Consider the following 12,658-nt stretch of genomic DNA (forward strand, 5'->3'; position numbering starts at 1 on the left):
TTCCTGTTTATGCGCTTACATCTATGGAAACGTGTAGTTCAGATGTGTATAACAACGTTTCGACCGGCCTGATATCGGATGAATGCTTGGGGCCGGTCTTTTTGTCCGCCAGGTTTTCCTGGCACTCAGTAAAGAAAAAGAGGGTACTATGAGCAAGACTTGGACCCCGGACAGCTGGCGGTCGATGCCGATCCTGCAAGTTCCGGACTATCCCGACCAGGAGGCAGTAGACGCTGTTGAAGGTCGCCTTGCAACCTATCCGCCTTTGGTCTTTGCTGGCGAGGCCCGCAAACTGCGCAAGCAGCTGGCCCGGGTTGCTGAAGGTGATGGTTTTCTGCTCCAAGGTGGCGATTGCGCCGAAGCCTTTTCAGAGCATCACCCTGACAACATTCGCGATTTCTTCCGCGTATTCCTGCAAATGGCTGCGGTGCTGACTTTTGCCGCCGCATCGCCCGTGGTCAAGGTTGGCCGCATTGCAGGGCAGTTCGCCAAGCCGCGTTCCTCGCCGACAGAGACTGTTGACGGTGTGGAACTGCCAAGCTATCGCGGCGACATCATCAATGGCATCGATTTTACCGAAGACGCCCGTATCCCTGATCCGCACAAGATGGAGATGGCTTACCGGCAGTCAGCGGCGACGCTGAACCTGTTGCGTGCTTTTGCGCAGGGTGGCTTTGCCAATCTCGATCATGTCCATCAATGGACCATGGGCTTCCTTGCTGACAGTCCACAAGGCCACCGCTATCAGGAACTGGCAGATCGCATCACCGAGGCAATGGCTTTCATGCGTGCCTGTGGGGTGGAGCCATCGCAGACGGAAGCACTGCGTTCGACCGATTTCTTCACCAGCCACGAAGCCTTGCTGCTTGGCTATGAAGAGGCCTTCACCCGGGTTGATTCGACGTCTGGCGATTATTATGCCACCTCCGGCCACATGCTGTGGATCGGGGACCGCACCCGCCAGATCGATCATGCCCATGTGGAATTCTTCCGTGGCATCGAAAATCCGATCGGCCTGAAATGTGGCCCGTCGCTTGATCCGGACGATCTTCTGCGTCTAATTGACGTGCTGAACCCGGACAACGAGGCTGGCCGCCTGACCCTGATCACCCGCTTTGGTGCAGACAAGGTGTTTGATCACCTGCCTGCTCTGGTCAAGGCCGTGAAACGGGAAGGCAAAAAGGTCGTCTGGTCCTGTGATCCGATGCATGGCAACGTGGTCAAGGCGAACAATGGCTACAAGACCCGTCCGTTCGAGCGGATCCTGAAAGAAGTCGAGAGCTTCTTTGCGGTTCACCGATCTGAAGGCACCTATCCGGGTGGTATCCATGTGGAAATGACCGGTAAGAATGTCACCGAATGCACTGGTGGCGCGCATGAGATCACCGAAGATGATCTGACCGATCGCTACCACACCGTTTGTGACCCACGCCTCAATGCCGATCAGGCACTTGAACTGGCCTTCCTGATTGCCGACAATATCAAGAAAGACCGGGAAGAGCGCAAACAGGCTGCTGCCAACGTCGCCTGATCAATTTGATCCTGCTAAAAATACAAAAAGCCTGACTTAACGGTCAGGCTTTTTTTGTTGTGCCTTTTGCTTTTGGGTGAACGGACCTGATCGGGAAGCAGTAAAAGACAACAAAGATCTGGAGATTGATATGACCCTTGCTCGATTTTATCTGTTGATGTGTTTGGTTGGTACGCTTTGGCCGTGGATCCATTTCGCTGATTTCTTTTCCTCTCACGGCGCTGACTTTGCGTTGTTCTTTGCCCAGATGACCCCCACTGCTGTGGCCAAGGGACTGACCGTGGATATCAGTCTGTCGATCCTCGTTTTCTGGGTTTGGTCCTTTGTCGATGCACGTCAACTGAGTGTGAGAAACTGGTGGTTGGTTCTGCCTGCGACACTTTGCGTTGGATTCTCGTTGGCGCTGCCTTTATATCTCTTCTTGAGAGAGAGTAAGGCGTAAGCCTTGCATTGTTGAAATGATGTGCCCGGCAATTGCCGGGTCGTGTGTCTGCAGCTCGGAGTGGATGCCTGTCATGCAGGCAAGTTCCGGTGCTGCTTCCAAGACAGGAATAAAGCGCGTGACCGATAAGCTCACATTCAGCCTTGCCCAACTCAATCCGATCTTGGGCGACCTTTCTGGCAATGCTGCCAAAGCACGGGCCGCCCATAGGGTCGCGTCAGAACAGGGGGCCGATTGCCTCGTCTTGACCGAGTTGTTCATTTCTGGCTATCCGCCAGAGGATCTGGTGTTGAAACCAGCCTTTCAGGTGGCCTGTCGGGCGGAAGTCGAAAAGCTTGCAGAGGTCACCGAAGGCGATGCACCAGCGATCCTGATCGGCACGCCGTGGGTGCATGATGGCAAGCTCTATAATGCGGTTTGCTTGCTTGATAATGGCGAAGTCCAGACCGTGCGTTACAAGGCCGACCTGCCCAATTATGGCGTGTTTGATGAAAAACGGGTTTTTTCTGCCGGGCCGATGCCGGGGCCGATGTCTATTCGGGGCGTGGCTGTGGGTGTGCCCATTTGTGAGGATATCTGGGATAGCGATGTTTGCGAATGCCTGATGGAGACAGGTGCTGAACTCCTTGTGGTGCCAAATGGGTCGCCGTTCAATCTCGACAAATGGGACATTCGCCAGCAAGTGGCGGTCCAGAGGGTGGTCGAGACCGAATTGCCGCTCATCTATGTCAATCAGGTTGGTGGGCAGGATGAGTTGGTGTTTGACGGCGCGTCCTTTGCCCTGAATGCAGACCGCTCGCTGGCGACACAAATGGTTGGCTTTGCCGAGGATCAGCAGGTGGTAACCGCTGTGCGCGGTGAGCAGGGTTGGCGGCTGGAAGGGCCGATCGTTCCTGTGATGGATCGCGATGCCGGCGCATGGTCTGCCTGCATGTTGGGCTTGCGCGATTATGTCAACAAAAACCGCTTTCCCGGTGTTGTTCTGGGCCTGTCGGGGGGGATTGATTCTGCCATATGCGCCGCTTTGGCCGTGGATGCCTTGGGGGCGGACCGGGTGCATTGTGTGATGCTGCCCTATCGCTATACCTCGGAGGAAAGCCTCAAGGATGCGGCTGATTGTGCCAAAGCCCTTGGCGTGCGCTATGACATTGTCGACATTGCCGAGCCGGTGGATGGCTTTGCTCATGCCCTCTCAAGCCTGTTTGATGGCACCAACGAAGGGGTGACGGAGGAGAATCTCCAATCGCGCGCCCGTGGCACCATCCTGATGGCGATCTCCAACAAATTCGGCCATATGGTCGTGACCACCGGCAACAAGTCCGAAATGTCGGTTGGCTATGCGACGTTGTATGGCGACATGAATGGCGGCTACAATCCGATCAAGGATCTTTATAAGATGCAGGTCTATCACCTGTCTGCTTGGCGCAATGCCAACAAGCCGGACGGGACGATGGGGCCGGGTGGTGAGGTGATCCCGACCAACATCATTTCCAAGGCACCAACGGCAGAATTGCGCGAGAACCAGACAGATCAGGACAGCTTGCCGGAATATCCGGTGCTCGATGACATTCTTGAATGTCTGGTCGAGAGGGAAATGGCGGTCGATGAGATTGTCGAACGGGGCAATGACAAGGCTCTGGTCCATCGCATCGAGCATCTGCTCTATATCGCTGAATATAAGCGCCGCCAGTCGGCGCCGGGGGTCAAATTGTCGGAAAAGAATTTCGGGCGCGACCGCCGCTACCCCATTACCAACGGCTTCCGGGACCGCAGCTGACGTTCCGACCGTTTCCAGACTTTAAAGGAAGATCGCCTGATGGCTGAAATCGTTCGCTTCGCTCCGTCTCCGACGGGCAATATTCATATTGGCAATGCGCGCACGGCGCTGATCAATTGGCTGACCGCTGTCAAAAGCGGCGGGCAATTCATCCTGCGGTTTGATGACACCGATCAAGAACGCTCCAGGCAGGAATATGCCGACGGTATTGCAGCAGATCTCGACTGGCTTGGGATCAAGCCTGACCGGGTGGAAAAACAGTCGGCCCGGATGGCGTCCTATGATGCGGTGGCCGAGAAGCTGAAGGCTATGGGACGGCTTTATCCCTGTTATGAGACAGCTGATGAGCTGGACCGCAAGCGCAAGCGCCAGCGAGCCCGTGGCTTGCCACCGGTTTATGATCGGGCCGCCTTGGAGCTGGCAGAGGAACAAAAAGCCGCCTTTGAGGCCGAAGGCCGTCGGCCCCATTGGCGCTTCCTGCTCGATCACAAGACCGTCGCCTGGCAAGATGGTGTGCGCGGTGAGCAAAGCATTGAATGCGACAGCGTGTCCGATCCGGTGCTGATCCGCGAAGATGGCACTTACCTTTATACCCTCCCATCGGTGATTGACGATATTGATATGGGCGTCACCATGGTGATCCGCGGTGATGACCATGTGACCAACACGGCGGTGCAGATCCAGCTGTTTGAATTGCTTAGCGGCAAGGCTCCGGGCTTTGCCCATCACAATTTGCTGACCAGTGCGACCGGCGAAGGACTGTCGAAGCGTCTCGGTTCTTTGTCGATCCGTACCATGAAGGACGAGGGCAACGAGCCTTTGTCGGTTGCGATCTTTGCGGTTCTGATTGGCACGTCCGAACCGGTGCAGCCGCTGGCCGATATGCAGGCTTTGGCCGATTTGTTCGAGCTGGATAAAGTGTCGCGCAATGCATCGAAATTCGATATGGCCGACCTTGGGCACCTCAATGCGCGCATCCTGCATGAGAAGAGCTATGCACAGGTGAGCGACCGTCTGGCGGCTTTGGGCGTTGCGGGTGGCGAAGAATTCTGGCTCGCCGTGCGTGGCAATATCGAGCGGCTGCCCGACGCCAAGGGCTGGTGGGATATCGTCGACAAAGGCCTGCCCGAAGATGCGGTTGCCAGATCAGAAGATGATTCAGGTTTTTATGCCAAGGCCTTGGAATTGTTGCCCAATGAGCCTTGGGATGGCACGACCTGGAAGGCCTGGACCAATGCGGTGAAGAGCGAGACCGGGCGCAAGGGCAAAGGTCTGTTCATGCCGCTGCGGGTGGCCTTGACCGGACGGTCCCATGGGCCAGAACTGGCGGCTTTTCTGCCTATTCTTGGGTACCAAAAAACTTCGGACCGACTATCCTGATGGAGCGACCATCGGCGGTGTGCACGACGCCTTTGTCGGAGCGCACTTCTGGTGGTTTGTAAGGCGCAAAGGCAACCCCTAAGCGCTGGGCGGCACGGGTGTCCGGGTCAACCATGATGCTCTGTTTGGGCATTGGCAGAGGCACGATTGGACCTGTGGGGGCTGCATCTTCAGGCTCTGGCCGAATGGCCGGATTGGCCGGTGTTGTCGGCAGCGAGGGGGCACTGTCGCCGGCGATCGAAGCCAGTTGGCTTTGCGGGGCCTGACAGCTGCAATTGGAAACATATTCCTTCTGATAGAGGAAGGCTGTTTCGAGCGAATTGTAGGGGCGTCCGCTCAGGGATCGCATGTCCTCGGGCGTCTCGCCGGGATTTTGATAGATATACAGCTCAACATCGGCGCCGGGGCAGCGTGACTGACAGGTATTTTCATCACGCTCGAAGCTGCCTTGGGTGGTGGAGAAGCTGACCGGGAAGAAATAGCCGTCACAGGCCCGAACGCAGACCGTCTTATAGGTGCCGACTTCCGGGATGTCCCGATCATCATAGCCCCATTGTCTGCTGAGATTACTCTCACGGGTGCGGAAAATCGAGCCAAACAGGCCACGGCGCTTTTGGATTGGTTCGGCGCGAGCAAAGCGGTCATATTGCTGGCCACAGCCCGCATTGCCCAGCTCACGCAGGATGCGGGCTTTTTCCAGACCATTGTCTTGCGGGGCTGACGGCGCATAGCGTGCGCGCTTTTGCTCCAGAGCGGCGAGATTGCGCTGCATCTTGTCAATGCGCTTCAACAAAGCCGGGCAACTGGCCTTTGGCGAGCGGCGAAACAGGAAACCACGCCGACCGGTGCAGCTGTCCCGTTTGGCCAAGCGGTTGGCATTGTCCAGCTGTGCCAGCTGCTTGTGGACGGCGGCGTCATATTTCTCGAAATTGCGGTTGGAGCGGGAATGTTTGGCGCGTTGCATCCGGGCCAGTTCGCCCTCCAGTTGGGCGCAATGCTGGGCAATGGTGACCCGTGACACGGTCTGCGCGCTGGCATTCGGAGCATTCATCACACCCGCCGATAGCGTCATCAGCGCAAAGGTCAATCCGGCAATCTTGGTTCGCAGCGTCAAGGTCATCATCCGCTTTCAGGACGTCTTTTGGCCCGCAGGTAAGGGCTCTTGCTGGTTGGGGCAGGGAAGGGCGCTCAGGCAATGAGAGCGACAGCACCCTTTTGCTGATTTGAATCCAGAATCACCCCAGAATGAGGCGAAATTATTGTCCTTTTGTTTCATCAAACAGTTTCACATGCAAATGCCATGATCAAAAGTGACAAGACACTCACAGGCAGTGTGGGGGGCGACGTTCTGTCTCCGGCATCAGTCTTTCTATTGATGCCCCTTTTCCCCTTGGGGAAAGTGCGCTAAGAGAGCGACAAATCCCAATGGCGCTTCTGGTTCGTAATATGGGCTGAGGAGCAAAGCGGCTACGACCAGTCGCCAAGACGAACGGAAAAGTTGATGATCACGGATGTTGAATTTCGCCAGGCCCTTGGCACCTTTGCCACAGGCATCACGGTTGCCGCTACCCTGGACAAGGATGGTCAGCCACATGGCCTGACCGTGAACAGTTTCAACTCCGTCTCACTGGATCCACCGTTGGTTCTGTGGTCCCTCAATAAGCAGTCCCATCAGCTTGATGTTTTTGCGGAGAGCGGTTTTTACGGCATCAGTATTCTGGCCGAAGATCAGATGGAGATTTCCAATCGCTTTGCCGCGATGATCGAGGATCGTTTTGATGGCATCAACTGGCAGGCGGGGGGAACCGGTGCGCCGTTGCTTGACGGGGCTCTGGCGACCTTTGACTGCAAGGTCGAGCAGATTGTCGAAGGGGGTGACCATATCATTTTGATCGGACGGGTGCTGTCGGTCACAAAACGGGACGCCGCACCTTTGCTCTATCATGAGGGCGCTTACAAAAGCCTTGGCTCTACTCTTTAAAGACCATTTCTTAGCCTGCGAAAAAGCCTCTGTCAGATCTCAATCCGACAGAGGCTTTTGTTTGGCTTTGCCACACAGCAGCGTTTTAGTTGGCAGCGATACCGTGCTTTTTCCCGAACAATTCGGAATAGTCGACGGCCACTTGGTATTTGGGATCTTCAATCACCGAAACTTCGATGAACTTGTCGGCTTTTTGCAGCAACTCGCGGCAGTCCGGTGACAAGTGGCGCAGATGCAGCTTTTTGCCTTGTTCGTCATATCTGGTGGCAAGGCTGTCTATAGCCTGAAGCGCGGAATGGTCCCAGACGCGGGCAGATTTGAACTCGATAACCACATCTTCGGGGTCGCTTTTCGGGTCGAACAGCTCTTGAAAGCTGGCAACAGAGCCAAAGAAGAGCGGGCCGTGCAATTCATACACTTTCCAGCCATGCTCTTCGACGCCGACTTTGACGTCGATGCGTTTGGCGGCTTCCCAGGCAAAGACCAGAGCGGAAACAATCACACCAACGACCACGGCGACCGCAAGGTCGGAATAGACGGTGACGCAGGTCACAAGAATGATGACGAAGGCGTCATGGCGGGGAATGCCGCGCATGATTTTGAGGCTGCGCCATGCGAAGGTGCCGATGACGACCATGAACATCACGCCGACCAGAGCCGCGAGCGGGATCTGTTCAATGAGGCCCGAGGCAAAGAGGATGAAGGACAGCAGGAACAGGGCTGCGGAAATGCCGGACCAGCGGGTGCGGCCGCCGGATTTCACGTTGATCATCGACTGACCGATCATGGCACAGCCGCCCATGCCGCCAAAGAAGCCGGTGACGACATTGGCTGCGCCCTGTGCGATGCTTTCCTTGGAGGCTCCCCCATGGGTGTCAGTCATTTCCGACACGAGATTAAGGGTCAGCAGGCTTTCGATCAGGCCAATGGCCGCCAGAATGGCTGCATAAGGGAAGATGATCTTCAGGGTCTCAAGGGTGAAGGGAACCATTGGAATGTGGAATTCAGGCAGGCCCCCGGCGATGGTGGCTAGATCGCCAACACGCGGAATATTGAGATCAAGGCCAATCACCAGCATGGAGACGCCTACAATCGCCAACAGAGGGGCGGGAATTGCTTTGGTCACCTTAGGCGCAAGCCAGATGATGACCATAGTCAGCACCACAAGGCCGAGCATGGTGTAAAGGGGGGTGCCGGTCATCCAGACCAACTCTCCAGCGGCATCCTTGACCTTGAACTGGGACAGCTGTGCCAGACCGATGACGATGGCAAGGCCATTGACGAAGCCGAGCATCACCGGATGGGGCACCATGCGGATGAATTTGCCCCAACGCATGATGCCGGCGGTGATCTGAAGCAAGCCCATCAGCACGACGGTGGCGAACAGATATTCCACGCCATGATTGATGACCAATGAGACCATCACGACGGCCAGTGCGCCAGTGGCACCGGAAATCATGCCCGGACGACCGCCGAACAAAGCGGTAATCAGGCCGACGATAAAGGCAGCATAGAGGCCGACCAGTGGATGGACCTGCGCCACAAAGGCAAAGGCAACGGCTTCAGGTACGAGGGCCAAAGCCACAGTCAGACCGGACAGCGTGTCTGTCTTGAGCTGTTTTGGGGACATCATATTGGCTAGGCGCGCGCTCATACCCGTCGGGGTAGCGGTTTCCATTGTCATAAGGGTTCCTGTTCGGGAAATGGCATTCAAGCCGAGCAATTTGGTCGGCGAATACGTAAATCAACTAATTTAGAATTCTTCTAACGGACTGATGTGTGTATTGCAAGGCCGCGAACGCCCGAATTTCATGCATGGCTGCAATGAAACTGCCTCATGGCTGTGCGTTTGTTCTTGTCTTGCCTATCTCAGGGTCGCAATTTGATCTGCATGACTTATATCTGAACCAATAAGGGACTTCGCTTTCGCGTGCGAATATTGACGAACCGGCCATATCGGCCTGTTTATCAGATGCAAGCATTATGCGAGTCGATACTGCCAAACCAGTAGCAAAACAGGATTAGACTATGTTTCGTTCATTGATGGGGGCCTGCCTTGCGCTGGCACTTGGGGTTACGTCAGCCATGGCTGCTGACGGGCCGGACTTGATTTTCAAGAAATCGACGGTCTGGAAGTTCCTGACCCCGGATCACAAATTGGCAACCTATGCCATTGACGACCCTCTGATTGACGGGGTTGCCTGTCACTTCACCGTGCCGGAAAAAGGTGGCATTTCGGGGATGTTTGGTGTGGCTGAGGAAGTCTCCGATGCGTCGCTGGCCTGTCGTCAGGTTGGTCCCATTTCTTTCAAGGAGAAGTTTGAGCAAGGGGACGAAATGTTCCGCACGCGTCGGTCGCTTCTGTTCAAGAAAACCCGCATCGTGCGCGGTTGTGATTCCAAACGCAACGTGCTGGTTTACTTGATTTATTCGGACAAGCTGATTGAAGGCAGCCCGAAAAACTCCACTTCCACCGTGCCGATCATGCCTTGGGGCAACAATGAGGCGTCGCGCTGTGGCGACTGGCTGAAATAGGTTTGGTTGCCTACCCTTTAGCGTGCCTCGAACGGGTGGACTGCTTCCGTCAAGATGCGGCGAAAGAGGGCTTGCAGCTGCGCGATGATGTCCTCGTCTGAGGCATAATAAATATGGTCATCCAGCTGGTTGACCCTGCGAACGATACGAAGGCTGTTGGTGAGAAAGACACCATCAGCCTTTTTCATGTCGTCGAGGGTGAGGCTTTGCTCCTTCGCTTCGCACCCAATATTCGCGGCATAAGCAAGGACCTTGCTGCGCAGGATGCCGGATAGTAGGCCATCTTGGGGCGGTGGGGTGACGAGATTGTTGCCAAAGACGGCAAAGACATTGCCGATGGTGGTGCAGGCAACCTTGTCCTTGTTGTTGAGCATCAGGGCGTCGCCTGCGCCTGCTTGTGATGCCTCTTTTGCCGCCAATATGTGATCGAGATAATTGAGGCTTTTGAGACTGGCAGAGGGGGAGCCTTCATTCTTGCGGATGGCGCTGGTGATCAGGCTGAGGCAGTCAAAGGCCATGCTGTCGGGATAGGGGGCCACGCTGGCAAAGGCGAAGCCGGGGCTTGCTTCTGCGGGCACAAGACCCCGCCCACCCTGTGTGCGGATCACGGTCAATCGCAGGATGGCATTGGTTTGCGCGTTGACATCGCTCAGCTCCTGAACGATGGCGTCTAGCGCCGCCGCCTTCTGCGCGATGCCAAGACGATGGGCGCTGGTCAGCAGGCGGTTGCGGTGTTCTGGCCACCAAATTGGTGCGCCTTTGAGGATTGGCAAGGTCTCAAAGATTCCATCGCCGAGCAACAGACCGCGATTGTCGAGTGCGATCTTTGCTGCTGTGGCCTCTTCGCCGCGCAGAAGGGTATCATCGATCCAGACGGCTTTTGTAAAGCCGGAATGCGGGTCAGTCATCAAGCTCCTCCAGAAAATGCTTCAGCAAATCGTGGCCATGATCGGTCAGGATCGATTCCGGATGGAATTGCAGCCCATGGGTCTGGTGGGTCCGGTGGGAGAGCGCCATGATTTCTCCCGCTTCTGAGCGGGCGGTGATGCGCAGCATATCAGGGACCGTGTCCGGAGCAACGACCAGCGAGTGATAGCGACCAACGCGCAAGGGATTGGGCAGGTTTGCAAACAGGCCGTTGCCATCATGGGAAATCTGACTGGATCGGCCGTGCATTGGTTCAGTTGCGTGGGTGATGGTGCCACCGAAGGCCGCGCCGATGGCTTGATGGCCGAGGCAGATGCCAAGGATCGGGATGCGACCGGAAAAGGACTTGATCAGGTCGATCATGATGCCGCCATCCTCCGGTCTTCCCGGCCCCGGAGACAAAAGGATGCCATCTGGGTCGAGACGAGCTACGTCATGAAGGCTCAAGGCATCGTTGCGATAGACGGCGACCTGCTCGCCCAGCTCTTCGCAATAGCGGGCCAGATTGAAGACGAAGCTGTCATAATTGTCGAGAATGAGGATCATGAACCGTCCCGACCCGCAGGCTTGTTTCGGGCTTCAATCGTGTCTCGTTCCGCTTCAACCGAGGTACCCAAACCGCGAAAAAGGGCAGCGGCTTTGTGTAGGCATTCCTCATATTCCGCAGAGGGATCAGACAGGATCGTGATGCCTCCACCCGTATGAAACTGCACCTTGTCATCGCGGAAGGTCACGGTGCGGATCGCTATGTTGGTATCCATTGCGCCATTGAAGCCAAGATAGCCGATGGCACCACAATAGACGCCACGCGGCAGGTCCTCCAATTCTGTGATGATTTCCATGGCGCGAATTTTTGGTGCGCCTGTGATGGACCCACCGGGGAAGGTTGCACCCAGCAGGGAGACGGCTCCCAGCCCCTCTTTCATCTCGCCTGTGACAGAGGAGACCAGATGATGCACTCTTGCATAGCTTTCAAGGGTGCAGAGGTCCGGCACCTCGATCGATCCGGCCTTGCAAACCCGTGACAGGTCGTTGCGCATCAAGTCGGTGATCATGATATTCTCAGCTCGGTCCTTGTCGCTGGCTTGCAATGTCGCCGCATGGTGAGCATCACGGGCGGGGTCGGTCAAATCCCGTGGGGCCGTGCCCTTGATCGGTCGTGTCTCGACACAGCCTTTCGCATCCAGCGTTACAAAGCGTTCCGGCGAGCTGGAGGCAATCACATGATCGCCGCAGTCCAGATAGGCGGCGAAGGGGGCAGCGTTTTGCCTGCGCAGCTGGAGATAATAGGCAAGGGGGGAGGCGGCATCCCCTGCTGGCAAGCAAGCGCTGAAACATTGGGTGATGTTGGCCTGAAAGATGTCGCCATCGCGGATATGGGTACGGGTCTTCTCAATAGCCGCTTCAAAAGCCTGTCGGGTGAAATTGGAGCGCCAGCCGGTGATTGCGGGTGGGGTGTCGTTCGAGTTTGACGGGTTGCTCGGGTTTTGCAGCAGATCCCGAAACCATTTTAGCCGCAAACGGGCGCGTGCGGCGCGGGCTTCTCCCCGCTCCGGATAGCCGGACGACAGGATCCAGGCTCGATCACGCGGTGCTGCATCCGGACCATCGGCAAAATGGTCGACCGCTAGAATGACATCATAAAAGGGCAAATGCAGATCGGGCAGTCGGTCTTGATCTCGGCTGGTGGTTGGCAAATGCTCCAGCAAACGGCCCGCTTCATAGGCGAAATAGCCGATGGCGCCGCCCTGAAATGGCGGAATGTCTGCCTCTACCGAAGTCAGTTGATGCGTGTCGAGGGCCTTTTGCAGTGCGATCAACGGGGCATCGGGCAGTATATCGCCGTTCCAGAAGGCCTTGCCATCACGGGAGGTAAGAATGCCGAAGGGGTCTGCCGCCAAATAGGAGTAGCGTCCCAGTTTGCCGGACGGGGCAGCGCTGTCGAGAAAAGCAACATGGGGCAAGTCGGCAAGGGCTGTCAGGCACCGGGCCAGAGAGGGCGGAGCAATTTCCTTGATAAACGGGGAAGGTCGTGCCCCGAGATCGTTGCTGAACATGGACTTGGGTCAAACCTTGTCGGCATCT

At 56.3% G+C, this 12,658-nt stretch carries 11 protein-coding genes; 6 read left to right on the plus strand and 5 right to left on the minus strand.

What is annotated here, in order from left to right:
• The first annotated feature begins 148 nt into the window (after positions 1-148).
• The 4 genes from FDK21_RS04330 (at position 149) to gltX (ending at position 5,130) form a co-directional block, all read left to right on the plus strand.
• A complete protein-coding gene (locus FDK21_RS04330) occupies positions 149-1,531 on the plus strand; it encodes a 3-deoxy-7-phosphoheptulonate synthase class II (protein ID WP_114009018.1) in 1,383 nt (460 codons plus the stop codon).
• A gap of 130 nt (positions 1,532-1,661) precedes the next feature.
• A complete protein-coding gene (locus FDK21_RS04335; RefSeq protein ID WP_138147603.1) occupies positions 1,662-1,973 on the plus strand; it encodes a DUF2834 domain-containing protein in 312 nt (103 codons plus the stop codon).
• A 73-nt stretch (positions 1,974-2,046) separates the two neighbouring features.
• Positions 2,047-3,750 carry an NAD+ synthase gene (locus tag FDK21_RS04340; RefSeq protein ID WP_138147604.1) on the plus strand — a complete coding sequence of 568 codons (1,704 nt, stop codon included), beginning with the start codon at positions 2,047-2,049 and terminating at the stop codon, positions 3,748-3,750.
• Positions 3,751-3,789: 39 nt separating this feature from the next.
• Positions 3,790-5,130 (plus strand): glutamate--tRNA ligase, encoded by a 1,341-nt coding sequence (gene gltX / locus FDK21_RS04345; protein ID WP_138147605.1) that lies wholly within the window; start codon positions 3,790-3,792, stop codon positions 5,128-5,130.
• Here gltX and FDK21_RS04350 read toward each other — a convergent pair.
• Complete coding sequence (locus FDK21_RS04350) at positions 5,090-6,250, minus strand: DUF2865 domain-containing protein (RefSeq protein WP_171021939.1); 1,161 nt, start codon at positions 6,248-6,250, stop codon at positions 5,090-5,092. The two genes, gltX and FDK21_RS04350, sit on opposite strands and share 41 nt — an antisense overlap.
• 381 nt (positions 6,251-6,631) lie before the next feature.
• Between FDK21_RS04350 and FDK21_RS04355 the strand changes: the two genes are divergently transcribed.
• Positions 6,632-7,111 carry a flavin reductase family protein gene (locus FDK21_RS04355; protein WP_138147607.1) on the plus strand — a complete coding sequence of 160 codons (480 nt, stop codon included), beginning with the start codon at positions 6,632-6,634 and terminating at the stop codon, positions 7,109-7,111.
• Positions 7,112-7,196: 85 nt separating this feature from the next.
• Here the strand turns inward: FDK21_RS04355 and FDK21_RS04360 are convergent, their stop codons facing one another.
• Entirely contained in the window at positions 7,197-8,765 is a 1,569-nt protein-coding gene (locus FDK21_RS04360) for a SulP family inorganic anion transporter (RefSeq protein WP_114009012.1), read from the minus strand.
• A 374-nt stretch (positions 8,766-9,139) separates the two neighbouring features.
• Between FDK21_RS04360 and FDK21_RS04365 the strand changes: the two genes are divergently transcribed.
• A complete protein-coding gene (locus FDK21_RS04365) occupies positions 9,140-9,646 on the plus strand; it encodes a CreA family protein (protein ID WP_114009011.1) in 507 nt (168 codons plus the stop codon).
• Between the two features lie 17 nt (positions 9,647-9,663).
• Here FDK21_RS04365 and FDK21_RS04370 read toward each other — a convergent pair whose 3' ends face one another.
• From FDK21_RS04370 to pabB, 3 genes are read right to left on the minus strand one after another with little or no spacing between them, the layout of a single operon-like run.
• On the minus strand, positions 9,664-10,554 hold the full coding sequence (locus tag FDK21_RS04370; RefSeq protein WP_138147608.1) for an aminotransferase class IV: 891 nt from the start codon (positions 10,552-10,554) through the stop codon (positions 9,664-9,666).
• Positions 10,547-11,119, minus strand: a complete 573-nt coding sequence (locus FDK21_RS04375; RefSeq protein ID WP_138147609.1) for an aminodeoxychorismate/anthranilate synthase component II — start codon at positions 11,117-11,119, stop codon at positions 10,547-10,549. The genes FDK21_RS04370 and FDK21_RS04375 overlap by 8 nt, the downstream gene beginning before the upstream one ends.
• On the minus strand, positions 11,116-12,630 hold the full coding sequence (pabB, locus tag FDK21_RS04380; protein ID WP_138147610.1) for an aminodeoxychorismate synthase component I: 1,515 nt from the start codon (positions 12,628-12,630) through the stop codon (positions 11,116-11,118). Before pabB ends, FDK21_RS04375 begins: the two co-directional genes overlap by 4 nt.
• Between the last annotated feature and the right edge of the window lie 28 nt (positions 12,631-12,658).

Source organism: Cohaesibacter sp. CAU 1516 (assembly GCF_005771485.1).
Lineage (GTDB): Bacteria > Pseudomonadota > Alphaproteobacteria > Rhizobiales > Cohaesibacteraceae > Cohaesibacter > Cohaesibacter intestini.

What these genes read in the sequence shown, in the direction of transcription:
- FDK21_RS04355 (WP_138147607.1), top strand. Translation starts at nt 6,632, where the DNA reads ATGATCACGGATGTTGAATTTCGCCAGGCCCTTGGCACCTTTGCCACA.
- FDK21_RS04350 (WP_171021939.1), bottom strand. Translation starts at nt 6,250, where the DNA reads ATGACCTTGACGCTGCGAACCAAGATTGCCGGATTGACCTTTGCGCTG.
- pabB (WP_138147610.1), bottom strand. Translation starts at nt 12,630, where the DNA reads ATGTTCAGCAACGATCTCGGGGCACGACCTTCCCCGTTTATCAAGGAA.
- FDK21_RS04340 (WP_138147604.1), top strand. Translation starts at nt 2,047, where the DNA reads ATGCAGGCAAGTTCCGGTGCTGCTTCCAAGACAGGAATAAAGCGCGTG.
- FDK21_RS04375 (WP_138147609.1), bottom strand. Translation starts at nt 11,119, where the DNA reads ATGATCCTCATTCTCGACAATTATGACAGCTTCGTCTTCAATCTGGCC.
- FDK21_RS04365 (WP_114009011.1), top strand. Translation starts at nt 9,140, where the DNA reads ATGTTTCGTTCATTGATGGGGGCCTGCCTTGCGCTGGCACTTGGGGTT.
- FDK21_RS04330 (WP_114009018.1), top strand. Translation starts at nt 149, where the DNA reads ATGAGCAAGACTTGGACCCCGGACAGCTGGCGGTCGATGCCGATCCTG.
- FDK21_RS04370 (WP_138147608.1), bottom strand. Translation starts at nt 10,554, where the DNA reads ATGACTGACCCGCATTCCGGCTTTACAAAAGCCGTCTGGATCGATGAT.
- FDK21_RS04335 (WP_138147603.1), top strand. Translation starts at nt 1,662, where the DNA reads ATGACCCTTGCTCGATTTTATCTGTTGATGTGTTTGGTTGGTACGCTT.
- gltX (WP_138147605.1), top strand. Translation starts at nt 3,790, where the DNA reads ATGGCTGAAATCGTTCGCTTCGCTCCGTCTCCGACGGGCAATATTCAT.
- FDK21_RS04360 (WP_114009012.1), bottom strand. Translation starts at nt 8,765, where the DNA reads ATGAGCGCGCGCCTAGCCAATATGATGTCCCCAAAACAGCTCAAGACA.